The sequence below is a fragment of the Polaribacter sp. genome, from assembly GCF_965660385.1.
Lineage (GTDB): Bacteria > Bacteroidota > Bacteroidia > Flavobacteriales > Flavobacteriaceae > Polaribacter.
In genome coordinates this window covers 1-19652 of the sequence record NZ_CBFHZT010000046.1, presented here as the reverse complement: position 1 = coordinate 19652, position 19652 = coordinate 1, and the positions used below count along the sequence as shown (strand labels likewise).

General features: G+C 31.4%; 22 protein-coding genes. 2 read left to right on the top strand and 20 right to left on the bottom strand.

All coding sequences use genetic code 11. The features are described from left to right. Positions 1-94 precede the first annotated feature (94 nt). The 8 genes from ACTG3V_RS12410 to ACTG3V_RS12375 form a co-directional block, all read right to left on the bottom strand. Entirely contained in the window at positions 95-1570 is a 1476-nt protein-coding gene (locus ACTG3V_RS12410) for a serine hydrolase (RefSeq protein WP_439132490.1), read from the bottom strand. Position 1571: 1 nt separating this feature from the next. Then, complete coding sequence (locus tag ACTG3V_RS12405; RefSeq protein WP_439132489.1) at positions 1572-1739, bottom strand: hypothetical protein; 168 nt, start codon at positions 1737-1739, stop codon at positions 1572-1574. 82 nt (positions 1740-1821) lie between these two features. Next, complete coding sequence (locus tag ACTG3V_RS12400) at positions 1822-3324, bottom strand: amidohydrolase family protein (RefSeq protein WP_439132488.1); 1503 nt, start codon at positions 3322-3324, stop codon at positions 1822-1824. A 53-nt stretch (positions 3325-3377) separates the two neighbouring features. Further along, on the bottom strand, positions 3378-4499 hold the full coding sequence (locus tag ACTG3V_RS12395; protein WP_439132487.1) for a type 1 glutamine amidotransferase domain-containing protein: 1122 nt from the start codon (positions 4497-4499) through the stop codon (positions 3378-3380). 75 nt (positions 4500-4574) lie between these two features. Further along, the gene (locus tag ACTG3V_RS12390) at positions 4575-5975 is read right to left on the bottom strand and encodes an alpha/beta hydrolase family protein (RefSeq protein WP_439132486.1); all 1401 of its coding nucleotides are present in this window, start codon (positions 5973-5975) and stop codon (positions 4575-4577) included. A gap of 108 nt (positions 5976-6083) precedes the next feature. Further along, positions 6084-6680, bottom strand: a complete 597-nt coding sequence (locus ACTG3V_RS12385) for a hypothetical protein (protein WP_439132485.1) — start codon at positions 6678-6680, stop codon at positions 6084-6086. Between the two features lie 7 nt (positions 6681-6687). After that, entirely contained in the window at positions 6688-7173 is a 486-nt protein-coding gene (locus ACTG3V_RS12380) for an RNA polymerase sigma factor (protein WP_439132484.1), read from the bottom strand. A 247-nt stretch (positions 7174-7420) separates the two neighbouring features. Continuing rightward, entirely contained in the window at positions 7421-7621 is a 201-nt protein-coding gene (locus tag ACTG3V_RS12375; RefSeq protein WP_439132483.1) for a helix-turn-helix transcriptional regulator, read from the bottom strand. 224 nt (positions 7622-7845) lie between these two features. Here ACTG3V_RS12375 and ACTG3V_RS12370 point away from each other — a divergent pair, with 224 nt between their 5' ends. Beyond that, complete coding sequence (locus ACTG3V_RS12370; protein WP_439132482.1) at positions 7846-8145, top strand: DUF1330 domain-containing protein; 300 nt, start codon at positions 7846-7848, stop codon at positions 8143-8145. 157 nt (positions 8146-8302) lie between these two features. Here the strand turns inward: ACTG3V_RS12370 and ACTG3V_RS12365 are convergent, their stop codons facing one another. From ACTG3V_RS12365 to ACTG3V_RS12310, 12 genes are all read right to left on the bottom strand, one after another. Continuing rightward, entirely contained in the window at positions 8303-10054 is a 1752-nt protein-coding gene (locus ACTG3V_RS12365; RefSeq protein WP_439132481.1) for a tetratricopeptide repeat protein, read from the bottom strand. 236 nt (positions 10055-10290) lie between these two features. Continuing rightward, positions 10291-10896: a DUF2306 domain-containing protein gene (locus tag ACTG3V_RS12360; RefSeq protein ID WP_439132480.1), complete on the bottom strand. Its 606-nt coding sequence runs from the start codon at positions 10894-10896 to the stop codon at positions 10291-10293. A gap of 109 nt (positions 10897-11005) precedes the next feature. Then, complete coding sequence (locus ACTG3V_RS12355) at positions 11006-11473, bottom strand: hypothetical protein (protein WP_439132479.1); 468 nt, start codon at positions 11471-11473, stop codon at positions 11006-11008. A 194-nt stretch (positions 11474-11667) separates the two neighbouring features. Continuing rightward, positions 11668-12339, bottom strand: a complete 672-nt coding sequence (locus ACTG3V_RS12350; protein ID WP_439132478.1) for a DUF6624 domain-containing protein — start codon at positions 12337-12339, stop codon at positions 11668-11670. 226 nt (positions 12340-12565) lie between these two features. Next, positions 12566-12805, bottom strand: a complete 240-nt coding sequence (locus ACTG3V_RS12345) for a hypothetical protein (RefSeq protein WP_439132477.1) — start codon at positions 12803-12805, stop codon at positions 12566-12568. A 22-nt stretch (positions 12806-12827) separates the two neighbouring features. Then, complete coding sequence (locus tag ACTG3V_RS12340) at positions 12828-13535, bottom strand: DUF4386 domain-containing protein (RefSeq protein WP_439132476.1); 708 nt, start codon at positions 13533-13535, stop codon at positions 12828-12830. Between the two features lie 19 nt (positions 13536-13554). Next, on the bottom strand, positions 13555-14157 hold the full coding sequence (locus ACTG3V_RS12335; RefSeq protein WP_439132475.1) for a hypothetical protein: 603 nt from the start codon (positions 14155-14157) through the stop codon (positions 13555-13557). Between the two features lie 62 nt (positions 14158-14219). Further along, positions 14220-14675, bottom strand: coding sequence for a thioredoxin family protein (locus ACTG3V_RS12330; RefSeq protein WP_439132474.1), 456 nt, complete (start codon positions 14673-14675; stop codon positions 14220-14222). After that, the gene (locus tag ACTG3V_RS12325; protein ID WP_439132472.1) at positions 14665-15705 is read right to left on the bottom strand and encodes a serine hydrolase domain-containing protein; all 1041 of its coding nucleotides are present in this window, start codon (positions 15703-15705) and stop codon (positions 14665-14667) included. Before ACTG3V_RS12325 ends, ACTG3V_RS12330 begins: the two co-directional genes overlap by 11 nt. A gap of 68 nt (positions 15706-15773) precedes the next feature. Beyond that, positions 15774-16481: a hypothetical protein gene (locus ACTG3V_RS12320; protein ID WP_439132471.1), complete on the bottom strand. Its 708-nt coding sequence runs from the start codon at positions 16479-16481 to the stop codon at positions 15774-15776. Positions 16482-16505: 24 nt separating this feature from the next. Then, the gene (locus tag ACTG3V_RS12315; RefSeq protein WP_439132470.1) at positions 16506-17612 is read right to left on the bottom strand and encodes an acyltransferase family protein; all 1107 of its coding nucleotides are present in this window, start codon (positions 17610-17612) and stop codon (positions 16506-16508) included. Between the two features lie 12 nt (positions 17613-17624). Further along, positions 17625-18218 (bottom strand): ankyrin repeat domain-containing protein, encoded by a 594-nt coding sequence (locus tag ACTG3V_RS12310; protein WP_439132469.1) that lies wholly within the window; start codon positions 18216-18218, stop codon positions 17625-17627. A gap of 235 nt (positions 18219-18453) precedes the next feature. Between ACTG3V_RS12310 and ACTG3V_RS12305 the strand changes: the two genes are divergently transcribed. Further along, positions 18454-19652, top strand: a 1199-nt coding sequence (locus ACTG3V_RS12305; protein WP_439132468.1) for a helix-turn-helix domain-containing protein, incomplete at its 3' end; no start/stop codon positions are given.

Below are 19652 nucleotides of genomic sequence, written 5' to 3'. Positions count from 1 at the left end.
GAATTGAAAAACCCGGAAGCGTAACCCCAATACCGCCATCAGTTCCACAAATTATTGGTACACCTGCTTCGTGTAATCAATATTTTTATTTGCATTAGTCATTACCTAGCAATTCATTTAATACTTTTTTCGATCCTTTACTACCTAATTTAACTGCTTTTGTATAACTCTTTATGGCATTTTCTTTTTGATTGTATTTTAAGTATGCTTCACCTAATGAATCCCATAAATTACCATTTTTAGGAAATAATTTCACATTCAGTTTAAACAATGCTAATGCCCAATCCGGTTGATCTTCTTTTTTTAATCTACTATACCCTAGTCGGTTTAGTATGGCAGGATCATTAAATTCACTTTTGACCTCTTTCTTTAAAAAATCTGGTAATTTTTCTGCATTTTTAGATGGATTGGCTTTCATGAATGAATGTATTAACTCATAAATATTTGTAGGAATTGGTGGCGCCTTATAATTTGCATCAAACATCATTTTACCAATCTCTCTTGCCACGTTTTCTGATTCAGGTCCTAAAAACTTATTTGTCATGTATATAACCACTACTTCATCCTCTACAAATCTTACAAAATCTGCAAAGTACAATCCGTTACTACCATTATGCGCAACGATTTTGGTATTTCTATTCGTTTGAGTTACCGCCCAACCATACCCATAATAGGAGGTCTTTTTATCATTCTCAGCTACATACGGCGTTTCTTGAAGTTCTGTAGTTTTTGATGATAAAACAATATTGTTTTTTAAAGCCATGTGCCATTTGTACAAATCTACAACCGAAGCGTGTATATCGCCTTTACCAATACTGTACCAATGATTTTTATTATTAGGGAGGTGTTGCTGAGTTGTACCCCAATCTGCCCATAGCTCATCATCTCTGTTATAGTAATAGCCATGTGCTAGTAGCTCTGTATTAAAATTGATGCTTTTATATCCTGTACTTTTCATTTGAGCAGGACCAAATAGGTTTTCCTGTAGAAAAGCGTCGTAGGTTTGTTTTGAAACCATTTCTAGTATCACGGTTAACATAATGTAATTGGCATTTGCATATTGGTAGGATGTGCCAGGTTTAGCATGCAATGTTGCCTCAAAAAACTCTTTTAAGAACTGTTCTTTGCTGGCTTCATGGTATCTAAAACCCCCTGTTTTATTCGAAATACCTGAAGTATGTGTCAATAGTTGATGAATTGAAATATCCGTCTTATCAAGAGGAATTTGAGGAAAATATAAACTCAGTTTATCCGAAGTTTTCATTTTACCTTGTTCTACCAATTTTAAGATAGCAGATGCTGTAAATTGTTTGGTTACTGAACCAATATTAAAAACGGTTTCAGGTGAGTTGGGAGTTTTATTTTTTCGATCTGCCCAACCGTATCCTTTGGATAAAAGAATTTCTCCATTTTTTGCTACTAAAACCACACCAGAAAATCCATTTATTTCACTTGCCTTCAGATAAGAATCAATTTTATTAACAAGTCCTTGGTTCTTGTTTTGAGAAACAGCACTAACAGTTGAAAGTGTAATACCTATAAAAAATAGTGTCGTAAATAATGATTTCATTTTATGATTGCTTTTTTGCTGTACCGTACTCTAAAGCTGCGCCAATGGCAATCCCTAAAACAAACCACAATTGTATATTTGAGGTTAGATACCCCACTACAGTTCCTAGTATAATTCCTATTCCTAATTTTACTCCCTTTCTGTATTTTTTAGTTTTCTTTTTTTCCATTGTTTGTAATCTTAATTTGTTTTCAAAGTTAGCATTGCTTAAACTCTAAAACGTTCTAGATTATAAAACAGAACTAATTTTGTTAATCGGCAAACTGTACACGAATCAAGGGGCTGTTCACCAAGCTTATTAATGCTTTTACATTCATATGAAAGCTGCTGGCAGCTGTTTCAGCGAAGTTTTTGAGTTCCGTTAGTTTTTCTTCATTATAGTATGCACCATTTAGAAATACACCATATATCTCCCTTGTGTTTTGAATGTTGTTTAAAGGATTTTTATTTAATACTACTAGGTCTGCCTTTTTTCCTATTCCTATAGAGCCGTAATCCTCTTCTATATTGGAAAATTTTGCTGGTGTTATAGTTGCAGATTGTAAGGCCTCTAAATTAGAAAGTCCACTTCTTGTTAATTCGTATAATTCATCACGTAAACTAAAACCCGCAAACACATAAGAGTCTGTAACATCGGTTCCTGCCATAATGGGTACACCCATTTTATTGGCCATCGCAACTTGCTGTTTTGAAGCTTCAAAAAATTGTTTACTTACACTAATACCCTCACGTTCAATATTTTTCTCTTTGTTATGGTCTGTATCAAATTTCCACCATAACTTCTTACTGACTGAAGTGACATACTTTAAATTTTCATTATTAGTAAACTCACTTTTATGTGCAAAAGCTTCAAACTTTAAGGTCTGTAAAGTTGGTGTCCAATAGGCATTTTTATGATACATTAATTCCATTAACTCTTTTGCTTGGACTGAATCAAACTGTTGAACAATCTTTGCTTTTGATTTTGAGAAATATTGCTTCCAATTCTCCGGTTTCTTTAAACTATCAGCTTCTGGAAAACATTCGTACATGAATATGCGCCCGTGCTCAAAACTCCTTTGTCCAAAGTTAATCGCTTCTTCTAAACTTAAAAACATCGGTTTATGACCCGCCAAATGAAGGCCATATTTTGGTGCTTTTTTAGCTAGTTCTAAGTAAGTGTCTTTTGGTAATTGCTGATATACCTTAATAAAATCTACGTTTTCATTTTTATAAAATTGCAACAATGAATCTACTTGAGATGGCTTTTGCAGTTTAAAAAAGTCGGGTGACTCTTCAGGAATTGCTTTTTCACCGTCCATTTGGTAACTGCTTTGTAATACATATCTCGGTGTTACCCTTATGTTATTATCTACCTCCTTATTCCATTGTAAACGTTCTTTGCTACCTACCCAGTAGCTATCTTTCTCATTCAATTGACCAGACATGTCTCTTACACCAGTAACACCATTTGCAATGTAAAGCGGATGATGTAACCACTCTGAATGCTGGTTAGAATGTGTATGCATGTCCCATAATCCAGGAATGAGGAATTTACCACTACCCTCAATTTTTAAGGCATCATCTGAAACTTCAATATTTATACTGTCAATTTTTGTAATACGAGAGTTTTCAATTACAACAAATTGATGTTTAGCTATTTCCCCAGTTTCAACATCAATAATATTTACGTTATTAATGATTGTTTTTTCGAAAGATTTTGGTGGTTGCAATGTGGAAGTTGGCCACAAATAAGCACCAGTGATTGTTATCATCAATAGAACCAAAATTGTACCTACAATTTTTATGAAATATTTGATTTTCTTTTTCAAAACTTAGCTATTTCATTTAGTAAAACTTCAGCTTCTTTTTTCATAAGATTTTTTGCTACGAGCTCGTCTAGCACTTTTTTTGCATCACTATTTTTATTAAGCACCATAAGTTTTTTAGCTACTAATAGTTGAAAATTCTCGTTGAAAAAGTATGGTTTCGCAAATGTTATTAAAGCTATCCCTTTTTCAAGGCTCTCCTTACGATCTTTGCTATTCTGGATCAGGATAAATCCGTAGGTTGCTATGAGTTTAAATTGATAACTATCTGCATTACTTTCTTTACGGAGTGCATTTTGATCAAGTTGACTATTGAGAAACTTTTTTATAACCTCTAATGTTGCATCTTGTTTGGCAGTAGTTCTGGGCAAAGGCAGCACACCAAAAGCTTTCACCACAGCTTCTGCTGAAGCTTTTGTGGAAGCTGGATTCTGCCCTGTTATAAATTTACCGGAAATAACCACGTTTTCTAACATAAAACTACCTTTTTGATAGCTTGCCCCTTTCTTAATTAGAGCGTCCTCTAATAAAAAAGGAAACTCATTAACCCATTTACTCTTAAAAATATGTTCTTCCTCATTTGAAAAACCTGTAATTCTGACCTTATCTAAAATATACTTATTTTGGTGTTTCACATTTACAAAAGCTGATGGCCCATGACAAACAGCGGCCAAAACTGTACCTTTTCGTTTGTATAAGTTTAGTATAATGTCTTGTAATGCCGAGTCGTAAGGAATATCAAACATTGCCCCCTTACCACCAACGATATAAATAGCTTGAAAACTACTAGGATTAATTCGTGAGGTGGCTATTGTTTTCGTGAGGATGGAAGCTGTATTGTCATTTGTTAAAAACGCCTTATTTTTTTCTTTTTTTGGATCGAATTTGTCTGCTATGACACTACCTCCTTTGGGGCTGGCTACAGTAACCTTTATATTATTTTGAGTAAATACGTTATACGCATCCACAAATTCTTCAAACTCAAAGCCTGGTCTTGTATGGCCATTATCTTTACCATAACTACTCACAACCATTAAAACCTTCTTTTGAATTTTTGAATTTGATTGGGAAAAAGTTGATGCAGTTATGAACAGCAGTAAAAAGGTTATATAATTTTTCATGATTTTAAAATATTATTATTACAAAACGATGTAAGGGTTATTGTTGCTTTATTCTGATTAAAGCATCCGAACTGATTAATTGATATGCTCTAAAACCCAACTCGAAATTTCTTTTAAGGCTATTGGAGAAAATGTTTGTTCAATTTTACTATACTCATCCATTTTACCAGTTGTACTCTCCTGAAAAAAGTGATTTAAACCCTCTAATTTTACGATCTTATAATCTGTATTTTTTCCTTTTATCAATGCTTCCTTAATACCCTTTTGATTGATTTCTGCATTTACTTGTGTGTCGTTCGTACCATTTAAAGACAATACCGGAATTTGCAATTTTTCTATTTCAGTTGCAGGATTGTAATTGTAGAAATAACGTACCCAAGGTGAAGTTCTAGCTTTGATTAAACCTTTCACAATCTCATTTACCTTAGCATCATTACCAACCATAGGTTTTAATATTGGGGCAATTGTTTTGTTGTAATGCGCAGTCAATTCTTTTTTAATTGTTGCCAATTCCTTATCTGAAGCTGCAATTTGAATTGCTTCTCTAATGGCTTGCTCATATGCTGCTTCACTAGGTACTGGAAAAGGACGCATTGAAATAGACTGCATTAATGATATTTCGCTTCCAGGTATACCTGTAGAGGCTAATAGTACTATAAAAGACACGTCTTCTGTTTGATTCGCTGCTAAAGGTGCAATAATACCCCCTTCACTATGCCCCACTAGACCAATATGATCAGTATCAATATCTGATCTTGATTTTAGATAGCTTACAGCACTTACAACGTCTGTAGCAAAATCTGCAGTTGTTGCTTCACTAAAATTACCTGTCGATTTTCCTACTCCTCGATCATCAAAACGTAAAACTGCAATACCTTGGCGTGTTAAATAATCTGCAAGTATCCAAAAAGGTTTGTGGTTTGCGAACGTTTCATCTCTATCTTGTGGACCACTACCACTTATTAAAATAACAGCAGGAGCTTTTTTGGTATTTCGTGGTAAAGTCAAAGTACCAGCAAGTGAAACTTGCGCTTTTTTATTCTTAAAAACTACTTCCTCCTCATTGTAAGGATAAGGTTTTACAGGCTCTTGGGGTCTATTATTTTTGGTAGCTACGCTTAACTTTCCCTTTTTTAATTGTAATGGAAGTGTATTAGCTCCTTCTGAAAAATTCCCCTCAAATTGCTGTAACTTAGTATTGAATTTGCCTTCATACTTGATGCCTAAGTTTGAACCATCAATTAATAAGATTCCATTGTCATACGTGGTACTTTGAGGTTTTAATCCTGCAACTCTTTGTGCTGGTATAGACAACTCTGTGACATAATTATTATCTGATTTTTTAATATTGAAAATAAAACGAATTTCTTTGTCTTTTCCTAGTTTTACTGTTCCATTCCATATGCCTGTAATGTCTTGAGAAAACGTTAAGACTGAGCATAACACTAAGACGAATGTGATGTATATTTTTTTCATTTTTTAAATTTAATTTAGTTCATTTTTGAGCGCACTTTTCTTATCCGAATAAAATTCAGCTTTATAATAAATGCATTACTTAATTGTGATTATTTATTTGAAATAGGCTTAGGCTTCGAGCTCTTTTAATATTGCGTTTGCAGCGTCTGTAGCCTTTTTATATTTTTTCAACACCCATTCTGAGAATATAAATAAGACTCCAATTCCTGAAGGGACTAGCCAATTCAGTTTTTCTGTCATTGTAAAAACATCGATACCTTTCATAATTTTACCAAAGGAAATTACAGCAAGTATCAATACTATAAAACTGGTATAAAAGCTTGTTTTTTGTAATTTCATAAATCTTACTTTCGCTTTTGCATAATTCACTAAGGACTCTTTGTAAGTACTTTTAGAAACCTCTATAGCTTTCATCTTATTAATAGATTTTAATGAAAGGATTGGTAGCAATACACAAGCGACTATGGTAAGTGCCCCTGTAAGTTTTAAATACCAAACATCTAGCAAGTTAAAGTTACTGATTAGGTAAAAAACAGCTGCAAAACAGATAAGTGCACTTAGCGTTTCTGGCACAGAAATTCTGCGCACACTATTTTCATAACGTTCTTTTGTCATGTCTAGAATTAACTGATCAGTTAATACTTTTTGTTGATTGACCTTTTGACTCATATCTTCCCAAAGGGATTTCATTTCTTCAAGTTCCATGCTTATTTTATTTTTTAATTTGAGATTTTAATTTTTGTTTAATTCTTCCTAAACGTGTCCCAATATTGGTTTTTGTAAATCCAGAAATTGCGGCTATTTCATCATAGTTTTTGCCTTCTAAATGAAGGAGTATGATTCCTTTTTCCACAATACTAAGTTTTTTTATATGCGTATATAAAAGTGTAATTCGCTCTTCCATGACTGCATCAACTTCATCTATTTTATTCAAAAGAAAATTATCTATAGTTACTCGAGTTCCTTTTCTCTTTTCTTTTTTTAAATGACCGATAGCCGTGTTTAGTGCCACACGATACATCCAAGTACTTATTTTTGAATTGGCTTTAAAAGAAGGGTACGATTTCCAAAGTTGATACACAATTTCTTGGTATACATCTTTTTGATCCTCGGCACTATTGGTATAAAGCCTTGCAACTTTATAAATAATACCTTCATTCTCTTTTATATGTTGAATAAATTCCTCTTTTGTATGCATTTAAAGATTACTTACATTCTATTAGTACTTGAAGTACTTAAAAAATCACAAAAAAATATTTATTTTTTTTAAATAATACATAAAGCATTGATATACAATATACTGATACTTAAATAAAATACTGTCTTAAGCAGTTTATGACTGCTAGTCTTGTGATTTGATAAAATTAACTATAAACAGTATTGCGAAAGTTTTAATTTAAAAACTAGAACCAATTTTTTATGTGCTATACTACTGTTAAAAGATTTTATTCCTTTTCATCAAGCTCAAAAAAAACGTTCACTGGTTTTTGGAAAATCTTAGATATTTTTAAAGCCAATACCGTTGATGGTATAGCCTTGCCTTTTTCGATTAAATGTATCGTTTGTCGAGACACCCCTACTTTTCTTGCCAATTCTGCTTGTGTAAGATTACAAATAGCACGTTCTATTTTTATTCTATTTTTCATACACTTCAATATGATATTTGGAGACAATTAGATGGTTATCAACTTTGCTTATGCAAAACCATACTTTTTACTATCATTAGTGGGATTGCATCAAGAAAAATCACACTTACTCCTCATAAAAAAATGAACATTACAAATCAATACTACCATGACTACACTATTTTTAAAATTTAAAAAATGTGATTTTTTTAATCTTCTATACACTCATAGGAAAACACTACATTATGAACATTAAAATTATACTCATTATTATAGCTTTTGTAAACCCGAAAGAGAAAGAAGCTTTTGAATATTACAGATCTAAAATTAGAGCAAAATATGAATTGGTAGGTGCAAAACCTGTTAAATATCCCATTAAACGTGGTGTAATTGGTAAAGAAAAACCTGACTTTATTATGGTTGTTGAGTTTCCAAACCAGGAATCTATGGAGAAATTGTTTACCAGTGAAGACTATAAGAAATTAATACCTTATAGAAACAAAGCCTTTACAGATTTAAAAGTATTTATATCTGAAAAGAAATAAGAGGTTCTTTCTATTATCAGCTTTGTTTCTAAATGTGCTAAAGATGATTATTTTTTATTTGTGTTGAAAAAACATTCACTTTTAAAGTGCTCAAAACTGTCTTTAAATTCGTTAAAAAATATTTATTTGTATACAAGAATACCTTTTTAATTTGAATTTATGAAGCTGAAATATTATTTTTAAGATAGGCGTTGGGTGTTATCCCTTCTATCTTTTTGAAAAAGGTGTTGAACACTGTTTTGGAATTAAAACCGCTGTCGTATGCGACAGCCATAATAGTTAATCCTTTGTTTTCTTTGAGTAGAATGCGTTCTTTAAATTCGTTGACCCTAAAGGTGTTCACGTATTCAGAGAAGTTTTTTTGAAAGCCTAGGTTTACTAATTGAGAAACGTAATTAGCAGGTAGTTCTAGATAAGAGGCTACATCTTTTAATGATAGGTCTGGGTTTAAGTACAGTTTATAGTCCATCATAATTTGCTCTAGTTCTTTGCTGTACTTTTTAATTTCGTTAGTATCTAACAGTACCTGTTTGTACTTTTTCTTCTGCTTATAATTTAGATTATCTGGAATTGCCTTAAGCATTATGTCTTTAAATCTTTTGTGATGTTTTACATCCTTAAGAATTGGTGAGGGATTCAATAGTAACACTAATGGTAAACGGTTCTGGTATGCTTGTTCGACTAAATCAATTAGCTTTTGATTATTGCCCAACAAGGCATGAACCAATATCAAAAATGTGAATGCCTTATCAACAAGTTCGGTTGTTAAATAGGATTCTAATTCTTTTATACCTTCATTACACTTTTCCGTTTCATTAAGCTTTGCAAAACACATGGTTTTTCCTCCCAATTTCGTGAGGTCTTTTACAGCAACACCTTTAAGTGAATCAAAGTATGTTAAGGCTTCATTTGGATTGCCTGACAATACTAAACAAATCCCGATATAAATTGGCGGAAAAGGTAGCTTTGGATCTAATTCCAAGGCCTTTTTAAGATGTGGTATTGCTGTTTCGTATTCTTCTTTCAAATAGTATAGGAAACCCTTATAATGATGATTGATAGCTGCATACGGATCTAATTGCAACGCTTTTTCGAGATAATTTTGAGCTGCATCTAGTTTCCCCTCTACAGTTAAAAAGTTAGCAATAGTTAAGTAAATATCGTCTGCTTGTTGAATTTCTAATGCTCTGTTGGCATGTTCATACGCTTTTTTAAGATTCCAATTTTGCCAGCATTCTATCCAAGCACTATTCAATTGAGATCTGGATGAGTTTGGATCCAGTTCTATTCCTTTTAGTAAATAAGGCTGTGCCTTATTGTACGCTTCAAGAGCAGGCAACAGCCCCATTGTTCCCATTTGAATATATGCAAGATTAATATCTAAGTAAGGGCTTGAAAAATTAGGTGATTTGAGTATCACTTCTTTTAAGATATTAATACCCTTTATAGAACTTTTATAATCTAACTTCATTATATAATACCTCCCTTTCAAGTATTCTTTATAAATAGCTACTGGAACATCAATTGGAGCTACTAGCTTATTTTCGATTTCAAGATGACCAATATGTTCACGTAATTTTTCTGCGATAAACAGGCTAATTTCATCTTGAATTTCAAATATGTTTTCTGGGTTTCTATCGAAGGTTTCTGACCAGAAATGAAAATCGTCTATAGTATCGATCATTTGTACTGTAATGCGCATTTTATTTCTAGATGCTCTTACACTGCCTTCTATAAAGGTCGCTACATTTAGCTTCTCTTTTATTTCTTGAGCAGTTACTGTTTTATTTTTAAAGTAAAATGAAGAAGTACGAGAAGTAACTGAAAGTTGCTTGATTTTTGCTAATGCATTAATGATTTCTTCTGTTAATCCATCGCAGAAGTATTCGTTTTCAATATTGTTGCTCATATTGACGAATGGAAGTACAGCTATGGATTTCTGATTAATGGATTGCATCTTTAAGCGTTAAATTTACAAAAACTTTAATTTAAGGCTAAGCAATTATTTTAAAAAAATAATGGTTTTATTTTTTAAAGCACAGTTAGTAATTGTGAAATTCGTGATGAATGTAATATCTATTTGGTGTTGATTGTTTTGCCTAAAAGAATTTTTATTGATATACCTATCACATTGTATTATGTAACTTAGCTTTGGATTTTTAATACATTATTCTTAACAATCAAGAATGCAACCATTAAATTAGGAACCCAGCTAAGCCACGCAACGATTCTGTAAGCACTATTGAATTCACCAATTGCAATAGTTAATAATGGAAGCCAAACTCTTAAAGTTACTGCAGCAAAACAAGCTGCATAACTATAAATCATAAATTTTTTATGCAATGCAATATTTCTATTTTTTATGGCTTTGAAACCTAAAACAGTCGTAGTTAACCAAATAATGCCAAGTGATAAAAATCCGAAAATACTAATGACACCTCCTGTAGCAAATAAAGCTATATAAAGCCCGAAAATTCCACTTATTAAAACAGCAATCACATATATTTTTCCAATTATTTTATGTAGTTTAATCTTCTTTCTTCTCAATTTGTGACTAAACTGCAACCACCCAATTAATAAAGCTAGTCCACCAAAAGTTATATGTCCATAAAAAGCAATATTCCATAAATCGTTATTTAAAAGTTCAACTGACTTTGATGATAATAGCCAATCAATAAAAAAGTAGATCATCGGATATAATCCAACGAGTGTGGATAAAATGCCAATTATAATCCAAGATTTTTTTTTCATGTTTTTTGTTTAAAGAAATAGTTGTTCTATAATGTTCATAGTTTTTACGCCTGTTGCCAAAGATCTGGATAAGATATCGTAGACATTCCTTAGGCTAGTTATGTATTTATTACCTTGTTAGCACTTGTTTTTTATCATTTATGGTTTTTAGCCCAAGTGTTATTAAAACGATAATTAGGATAATAAAAAAAGCAGTTGTCGACATACTTTTTATCAATGAAAATAAGCTCGTCGTTTTTACTGAAATCTCTGTCAAATTAGGGTAGCTTTTTAGCATTGTGATAATTCCGATATTTTCCAAATAATCTGCAATTCCTACAATTATTGGTATAACGAAGAGATACATATATGGGGAATTTAATTTGTTTAATTTGTTTAATTTTTTCAAGAAATAACCTAAAAGCAGACAGTAAGAAAGTCCAAATAGCAGTGGATAAATCATATCAACAGGTATTTGATTGGTTAGATACATCATACGTCCATTTTCTCCAAGCGAACTGAATAATTCACTTACATAATTCCAATCATATCCTGTAGGCATCATATCCAATAATTGCATTCCGTTAGAGAATTCCATTGTTTTAGGAATTGTAACAGTCAGCATAAAGGTCTACACAACATTTGTCAAGATAAAAAGGACTAAAACTTTTTTTCCTGAAATATTCTTTTCTATGAATTTGGTTAATCGTTTCATTTTTTCTTTTCCTTCTTTTGACTTGAAAAACATGTTTTATACTTTTTGATAATTAATTTTTATTTTAATCTGTACTATTATTTTTTTTGCTTTGCTAGTTCAAATTCTTTTGTTCTTTTTATTTGTTCTTCTAGATTCCATTCAAAATTGAATCTGTTTTTTAAAAAGATGGCTATTGAATCTAATCCAATTGCTGTTCTTCTATTATCTATGTCTTTTGGATCAAGAACTGGCCAAAGGTTGAAACTTTTGGTTTCTGGATAGTACTTCATTTGCCCCCCATAGATTTGTAAATCACCTCTTTCTGTGGCAATTCTATCTTCTGCTCTCACCAAGAATCGTGGTTCTAACTTTTTATCTTTAACTGCTTGCCTCATCAGTGGTAGGTACTGTATTCGAATCTCATTATCTGAATGTTGAATGACATTGCAAATCGTCCAATTTCCTCTTTCTCCAACCATTTCTTTAGTTGGCCAACCATATTTAATTAGAATTTCTTTCACTTTTTTCTCATTAACAGCATGGTTTTTATCGATGATCGCTTGTTGCTTTTTTACCAATTCAGAATCTACACCATATTTAGAAATTAATGAATCTCTAAATCTAATAGGTTCTTGTTCTGTTTTCCAGATTGTATCAATAACTGCAATTAGGTTTTCTTGACTTACCTTTTCTGTTGTTTCTACATTCGATTTTGATGCAGTTTTACATCCAATTATTAGTAAGCTGATGAAGAAAATATGTTTCATTTTAAAATTCTTTATTATGGCAAACTTTATTAGAAATAATTAAAAAACAGTTCTGTTAACACACTTAGAATTGTACTTACAATAGTTTTTAGAATTGTCATACTCTTTAACTTAAATGCATTTGTAAAAGCTAAGAACAGGCACACCAAACCACAAATTGAAAAGATTATTGTTCCATAAAGTGGCATTAAGCTAGTGAAAAGACCTATTTGATTAAATAGCATGTCTAACAACGCAGTAAATCCGAAAAGGGCCAATGTAAAATTTGTTTTATATGTTCATTAAAAAGGTAGATGCTTGCAATTACAAGTTCGATACTTATAATTAAAGGCCCAAATTGATTATAATATTCCCATTTGAAATATGGAGCAAAGCCATGAGGAAAGTCAATTCGAAGTAAAAAAGCAATACTTAATGAAATTCCTATACTTAATAGTAATAATGCAATTATTTTCCTTTTATCCATATATAGTTTTTTACTAATTTGTTTAAAATTCTTTTGTTTTATTTATTCCATTATTAGGTCTTATTCCAAAAATTAGTAAATAACTAATCATCCAGAATTCGCCAATAGTTGCTGGTAACATAAGGTATTTGTTTAAACTAAAATTAATTCCAGAATAACGTATAAACGTAGAAATAACATAACCTATACCACCTAAAATAATTACTCTTCCTAACCAAATTGGCATTCTTTTAGATTTGATAACAATGTATCCCATAGGAAGTAACCATAATCCGAAAAACAAGCCACCAATTCCCCAAGAATTTGAAATTACATAATGCAGTATCTGAATTAGTAAAACTTTTTCTTTTATATTACCTATATCAGAATTTGCAATACCTATTGCTGATGCAATTGAAATTGCACTTATCATAATGATTAATGCATTGACCATTCCCCATATACTAAGAGTCCAAGCTTTCCATTCATAATTATCTTTAAATAATTTGAAAAACCACACAGCAGTAAGTGCTTGGGAAATCACAATAGCAAACTCTAATAGCAACCTAACTCTTGCTGTAGATTCCAATGCTACTAAATTTGTTAGCGTTTGTTCAGGATTACCAGATACAAATATTTGAGAATGATAGACCATAAATCCGAGAATTCCTGTAATGGCCATCAGTAAATACCATAAGCCAGTTATTCTCGCGGTTTTTATTAAATTTTTATGTTCTGTATTTTGAGTCATGGATTGTTTAATTTAATATTTATAACCAACTAAAGCCTAATCCTACATTAAAGATGACAGCATCTCTATGTGCATCTCCATCTAAATTGGCACGACCCATAACTAATTTAGACTGTACATTGAGAGCGAAATTTTGCTTTTTATAAACGGCATAACCTGAACTAATCATTACAGCATGACCAAAATTCCAATCGTCATTTACATTATCTTTAATATCATAAAGAGCTGGTGAGTCAATTGCTAAACCATAACCTCCATGAATCCACCATTTATCTTTTACCCAATATTGTACAGAGGGAATAAAACCTCCAAAATTTCTATCATTATCCTGAAATTCATAAATATTTCCAGGCATAGAAATCGTAATAGCCAATTTTTCATTTAACATATAACCTAACTTTAGATCAGGAAAAACAAAGGTTCCTTGAGATTCATCAAACGTTTGTATACCAGCACCATCTTCTATGCTTACAACACCCCCACCCACTGTAAATTCAAACATGAATCCTTCTCTTTGTGTTGTTTTTTCTGAATTTGTGTTTTGTGCATATGTGGTACTAGATACGAATGCAAAGGCTACACAAGCCATTTTTACTAAAATTTGTTTTTTGATTGTTTTCATTTTTATTGATTTTATAATTGTTCGTTTTTTGATTGATGATTGATTGATTATTTCTAGTATAATTATAAGTTAACAATCATTTCAAGGAATTTCGTTTTCCCAACTTTTCCAACAGCGTAATTAATTACCTTTCCCTCAGGGCTTACAAAAATTGTTGTGGGTGTCGCACCAATATTATATTGCTTTACTAATGCTTCAGCATTTGGGTCATCAATATTAATTTCTACTGGTACAAATTTGTCTTCAATGGCCTTTATAACTTGATGATCTGCAAAAACTTCACGTTTCATAATTCGACAAGGTGAACACCATTTACCAGTAAAGAATAGCATAATATTTTTATCAGAATTATTGGCAATCTTTTGAGCAGATTTAATGTCATCTGTCCAACTTATATCATTCGAAGGTGCATAAAATGAGTACCACGCATACCAAAGCGAAACGATTAGAAATGTTAGCCAGAAAAAACTCCAAAATGGATGCGCTTTCTTTTTTGTTCTGTTTTTTTTAGCCTTCATTTTTTTGTTTTTTTATTATTTTATAAATCCGTTTATTGATAATTTCTGACAAGTTCCAGTTATACAATTTAGGATCGGTAGTATTGTAGAATGTAATAATTACAGCATCAATGTCCTTGTAGTATTTTGCAAAACTTTGATAACCAGGAACCCAACCAGAATGTTCATATTGATAAATAGAGGAATATATTTCTTGTTCACCTTTATCAAATAAAGAACCATTGTTCAATGCCCTTAGAAAAATACCTACATCTTCTGCTGTGGCATGCATTCCATAGTCATTTGTTTTTAAATCATGTTCATAGCCAATATGATAACCACTCATTACATTATCGATATTTACTTTACTAACAGCACTAAATGTGTTTTTAAGCTGTAAGCGATTTAAAATTTCTTTTTGAATGAATTTAAAATTAGCATAGCCCAATTCATTGTCCATTATTTTATTAATGAGTAGATAATTTGTATTACAATATTCATAGTCTTTACCAGGTTCAAAATTGGCTGATTTCCCCTTAATTAGCGCTAAACTTTCTTCAAAGGATTCTGTAGGCGCTTCCCAAAATTTTGGAGCATCTGTAAAATTGGGAATACCACTTCTGTGTTGAATCATTAATCTTAACGTGATTTTGTCTGCATTTTCTATTTTCCCTGTAAGTTCTGGTAAATAATCAGCCACTGTTTTATCTAGAGAAAGTCTTCCAGCACTCACCAATTTAGTAACAGCTAAAGCATCATACAATTTACTAATACTCGCTATTTTAAATAAGGCATTAGGTTTTGCAGATATTTTGGATTCTTTATTGTGCCAACCTGCAGCATAATATTTTGGTTCTTGATTTTTTTGATCTACATAAACAATCATTCCTTCAAAATCATAATCTAAAGCTTCAATTAATTGCTCTTGAATGGTATCTGGAAGAGGTTTCCCCCATGCCTTTACTAATGTCCATGGCACAAAGGTTAAAGAAAATACACTGGCTAGTATAAATAGTAATTTAAGCATCTTTTTAATTTTGTTTTGTTTCATAATATGATAGTTTTTAGATTGTTTTAGTTATGGTATTTACAATTCACTAATCTAAAATCGAGCATTTTTTAATTTTCACTTTGTATTTCAGCAAACGTTTTTTTTAATTTTCTTAAGGATTCAATAGCATTGGTATACGCCTCTTTATTTTGAGCAATTGTGGTCATTCTGGTTAACACCATATTTTCAAAATAAATGTCTTTTCCATAATTTTCTGAAGAACCCCCCATATTCCTAAACTTTACCTTTGGCATTAAAAAATTCTCATAATAGGCTTCAATTGCCTGTTGTTCTGAGGCTTCTAATTTTTCAATTGGATTAAACGTTTCGTAGGTTTCAGAGATTGCGTTACGAATGTTTAAATCATCAAAAAGTTTTACTTCTCCTGAGAATTTCAAATTTTCGTAAGTAATCATTACCGGATAAAATTTCTTAGAAACAACGAGAAAAAAAGATTTGGTTGATAATTTTGGATTCTTATAGTCTTTATTTAATACTAATTGGAACATTGTATTCAATTCATTCAGCATTCGGTTTGCCTCATTATCTAGCGCTATTAATTTCTTTAAATTTTGATCTGCTTCATCATTTAATTGCACCATGTAGGAATCACGTAATTCTAATTTCTTTTTACTGTTGGCATGTTCATTAATAGCCAAAGCAATCAAAATACCAACAATAACCAGGATAATTTCTCCAGCTGCATAGGCTACATAAGCTCCAAATTTATTCTGAGTGAGCATTTTAAGTCTGTTTTTTCTAAATAGTTTTATCATGGTTGAAGGTTTTATTACATTGCATTAGATTGTTTTAGATTTGGCACTCTGTATTTTCAAATCGTGCTTTCCACCTATTTTAAATTTCCATTTTAACCCAAACAGAGGTCTTAAAATTGCCATTCTTTTTAGAACGAATTCATACATTAGAAAACAAACGATACATGTAAATATGGTGATTCCTATAAATTGTAACATAGGATGAATATCTAAGGGTAGAATTAATAATGCTCCTAAATACAACACAAACATGTGAATGATGTATACTGGATACACAGCAGCACTTAAATAGCTAAGTAAGGCACTTGGTTTATTTAAGTAACGGTACCCAATTCCAAACACACCCAATACCCAAGCATTAGATTCTATAGCTGTTAAATGCATGTTTGATATAGATTCAAAACCAGTAAAACGAATTAAGAAGAGAATCGCTGCCAAACCAATATATAACCATTTCCATTTTGACACTGTTTGCCAAAAAGCATTTCCAGTATAGACAAAAAGATATCCAAAAAAGAAAGCAAGCAAGCCAATAAAAAATCCATGCCAATTTTGAGCATACATTTCAAATAATTGAGGTTTTATTACCCCCACTTCCAACATAAAAAAAACAGAAATAGAAAGTGGTCCCAAAGCATATCTCATTACTTTTGAAATCATCTTTTTAAATTTACCATCATCGTTTTTTTGTAAAAAGAAAAACAGTGGAGACAACAATAGTACATACACAAAGATGTTACCTAAGAACCATAAATGGCCACTATCTGCAAAGTAGCTTAAAGGCATATTATAATGCTTTTGAAAAATATACATGTGCAAAGGCGTAATTGCAAAATAGCCAAAAACAAAAGGCAATAGAATACGTTTTCCTCGTTCAAAGAATAATTGTTTCCAATTTCTTTTTTTCATTGCAAAATACAACCCCATACTTGATACAAAGAACAATAAAGGTATTCTCCAAACATTCAACATGGTCATTGGTTTCCACAATCCTTCTAAAGCTTCTTCACTTCGAATAAAGCCTATAAACATTGCCCAAGGTTGAAAAATAATGGCGATGTGATACATTAATAGCAAGCCAATGGCTATTACTCTTAGCCAATCTATATCGTATCTTCTTTCTGTTGTCATCTTATGTATTGTTTATTGTAACATCATTGCAACAACGGGTCTTGCTTTTTGCAATTCATTAAGATCTAATGTAAAACCCATTGGTTTTAATTGCTGCGTTAGCATTTCGTAAATTGGTTTCATTTGAGCGAAGTCTGTCATCACTATTTCTCTTGGTGTAGCTCCAAAATTATTACGAACCGTTTTATCTGCTTTAGCATCAATTAATAATTGTACAATTTCTATTCGTCCAAAAAATGCTGCAGTATGCAAAGCTGTACCTCCATCATTATTTTTTATCGTTAAATCTGCGTCAGCATTTATCAATGCTTTTGCAATTTCCGTTTTATTAAAAGTTGCTGCAGACATTAAAGGTGTAGAACCAGACATTGCTTCTTTTTGATTGATATCCGTTCCAGCTTCAATATGTTGTTTTACTGCTTCTAGATTCCCTGTAAGCACAGCAGCATGAATATCTATACTTGGCTTGGTTACACTTTTTGTTGTTTTTGCAGTTGTATCGGAGTTTGATTTTTTATCAGATTTTGCGCATGAACTCGTTAATAAAAGTGTAAAAAATAACATTTGAATTGTCATTCTAATTGAGTTAATTTTAAGTGTTTTCATAATTTAAATTTGTAATGATTAATACCTTGATTTTTGTTTCTACAAAGATCTGGCAAGAAGCAATATTCTCTATAACCCTTATGAAGCCTAATGTGTTAAGTTTGATGATAGATTGAAAATTATGACGCAACTATATAAATTATGACGCAAAAAGCAGTTTTTAGCTAATGAGTTTAAATAATAAATAGCTTTGTTTTAGTAGAAAATTTATACATTTGGAATAGCGTAAAATTCTATGGCAAAAATCTCATATCAAGGAAAATTTATTGAACAAGCTAAGGCGTTTGTAATAGAGAATATCTCTAATGAACAATTTGGTGTTTCAGAGTTAGCAACTCTAATGAACATGAGTCGTTCCAACTTGCTTAGAAAAATAAAAAAGCAAACTGAGCTTAGTGCTAGTCAATTTATTAGACAAGTGCGTCTTCAAAAAGGAATGGAATTGTTAAAAGAAACAGAACTTACTGTTTCTGAAATTTCTTATCAAGTTGGGTTTAGTAATAATTCTTATTTTACCAAGTGCTTTAGAGAGCATTATGGGTTTTCTCCTGGGGAATCTAGAAAAGAAATTATTGAAGACCCAGAAATTGAAGCTGAAAACGTAGAAACTGAAAACGTAGAAACTGAAGTTTTTGTTACAAAAGATGACACAAGCATTTTAAAAAAATATCGTAACCCAATTGTTTTGGCTACTATTTTAATCATTGCTGTTGTTTCCTACCTATTTATTAAAAATAATAGTCGTAATTCAAAAATTAGTTCTCATAATCTTAAGAAGTCTATAGCTATTTTGCCTTTTAAAAATATGAGTAGTGATTCTACGAACTTGTATTTTGTAAATGGCTTAATGGAATCTACGCTTAACAATTTACAAAAAATAGAAGACTTACGTGTAATTAGTAGAACATCTGTTGAAAAATATAGAAACACTGATAAAACTATAATAGAAATTGCTGAAGAATTGAATGTTGGCTATTTATTAGAAGGAAGTGGACAACGCATTGGAGATCAAGTTTTATTAAACATTCAATTAATTGATGCTTCTAATGACATGCCAATTTGGGCACAACAATATAACAATAAAGTTGTAGATGTATTTTCACTACAAAATACAGTTGCAAAAAAAATTGCAGAAGCCATAAAAGCAAAAGTAACTCCAGCAGAGTTGCAACAAATAAATAAAAAACCAACTGAAAACATATTGGCTTATGATTATTATTTAAAAGGATTAGAAAATCAAAATGAGCAAAGTGAAGCAGGATTAAACAAGGCCATTCTGAATTTTGAAAAAGCTATAGAAGAAGATTCAAAATACGCTAATGCATATGCTCAGATTGCAATTTCTTACTATTACTTAGATGCCAATAAAATTGAAAAGAAATATTTAGACAAATTAAATGAATATGCAGACAATTCCTTGTTGTATGACTCTAC

Bases quoted from the DNA above. Each gene is read 5' to 3' on its own strand.
- ACTG3V_RS12340 (WP_439132476.1), bottom strand. From the start codon at position 13,535: ATGACTCAAAATACAGAACATAAAAATTTAATAAAAACCGCGAGAATA.
- ACTG3V_RS12315 (WP_439132470.1), bottom strand. From the start codon at position 17,612: ATGACAACAGAAAGAAGATACGATATAGATTGGCTAAGAGTAATAGCC.
- ACTG3V_RS12330 (WP_439132474.1), bottom strand. From the start codon at position 14,675: ATGAAGGCTAAAAAAAACAGAACAAAAAAGAAAGCGCATCCATTTTGG.
- ACTG3V_RS12390 (WP_439132486.1), bottom strand. From the start codon at position 5,975: ATGAAAAAAATATACATCACATTCGTCTTAGTGTTATGCTCAGTCTTA.
- ACTG3V_RS12365 (WP_439132481.1), bottom strand. From the start codon at position 10,054: ATGAGCAACAATATTGAAAACGAATACTTCTGCGATGGATTAACAGAA.
- ACTG3V_RS12410 (WP_439132490.1), bottom strand. From the start codon at position 1,570: ATGAAATCATTATTTACGACACTATTTTTTATAGGTATTACACTTTCA.
- ACTG3V_RS12325 (WP_439132472.1), bottom strand. From the start codon at position 15,705: ATGAAACAAAACAAAATTAAAAAGATGCTTAAATTACTATTTATACTA.
- ACTG3V_RS12360 (WP_439132480.1), bottom strand. From the start codon at position 10,896: ATGAAAAAAAAATCTTGGATTATAATTGGCATTTTATCCACACTCGTT.
- ACTG3V_RS12310 (WP_439132469.1), bottom strand. From the start codon at position 18,218: ATGAAAACACTTAAAATTAACTCAATTAGAATGACAATTCAAATGTTA.
- ACTG3V_RS12395 (WP_439132487.1), bottom strand. From the start codon at position 4,499: ATGAAAAATTATATAACCTTTTTACTGCTGTTCATAACTGCATCAACT.
- ACTG3V_RS12380 (WP_439132484.1), bottom strand. From the start codon at position 7,173: ATGCATACAAAAGAGGAATTTATTCAACATATAAAAGAGAATGAAGGT.
- ACTG3V_RS12320 (WP_439132471.1), bottom strand. From the start codon at position 16,481: ATGATAAAACTATTTAGAAAAAACAGACTTAAAATGCTCACTCAGAAT.
- ACTG3V_RS12385 (WP_439132485.1), bottom strand. From the start codon at position 6,680: ATGGAACTTGAAGAAATGAAATCCCTTTGGGAAGATATGAGTCAAAAG.
- ACTG3V_RS12345 (WP_439132477.1), bottom strand. From the start codon at position 12,805: ATGGATAAAAGGAAAATAATTGCATTATTACTATTAAGTATAGGAATT.
- ACTG3V_RS12355 (WP_439132479.1), bottom strand. From the start codon at position 11,473: ATGGAATTCTCTAACGGAATGCAATTATTGGATATGATGCCTACAGGA.
- ACTG3V_RS12375 (WP_439132483.1), bottom strand. From the start codon at position 7,621: ATGAAAAATAGAATAAAAATAGAACGTGCTATTTGTAATCTTACACAA.
- ACTG3V_RS12370 (WP_439132482.1), top strand. From the start codon at position 7,846: ATGAACATTAAAATTATACTCATTATTATAGCTTTTGTAAACCCGAAA.
- ACTG3V_RS12405 (WP_439132489.1), bottom strand. From the start codon at position 1,739: ATGGAAAAAAAGAAAACTAAAAAATACAGAAAGGGAGTAAAATTAGGA.
- ACTG3V_RS12335 (WP_439132475.1), bottom strand. From the start codon at position 14,157: ATGAAAACAATCAAAAAACAAATTTTAGTAAAAATGGCTTGTGTAGCC.
- ACTG3V_RS12350 (WP_439132478.1), bottom strand. From the start codon at position 12,339: ATGAAACATATTTTCTTCATCAGCTTACTAATAATTGGATGTAAAACT.
- ACTG3V_RS12400 (WP_439132488.1), bottom strand. From the start codon at position 3,324: ATGATAACAATCACTGGTGCTTATTTGTGGCCAACTTCCACATTGCAA.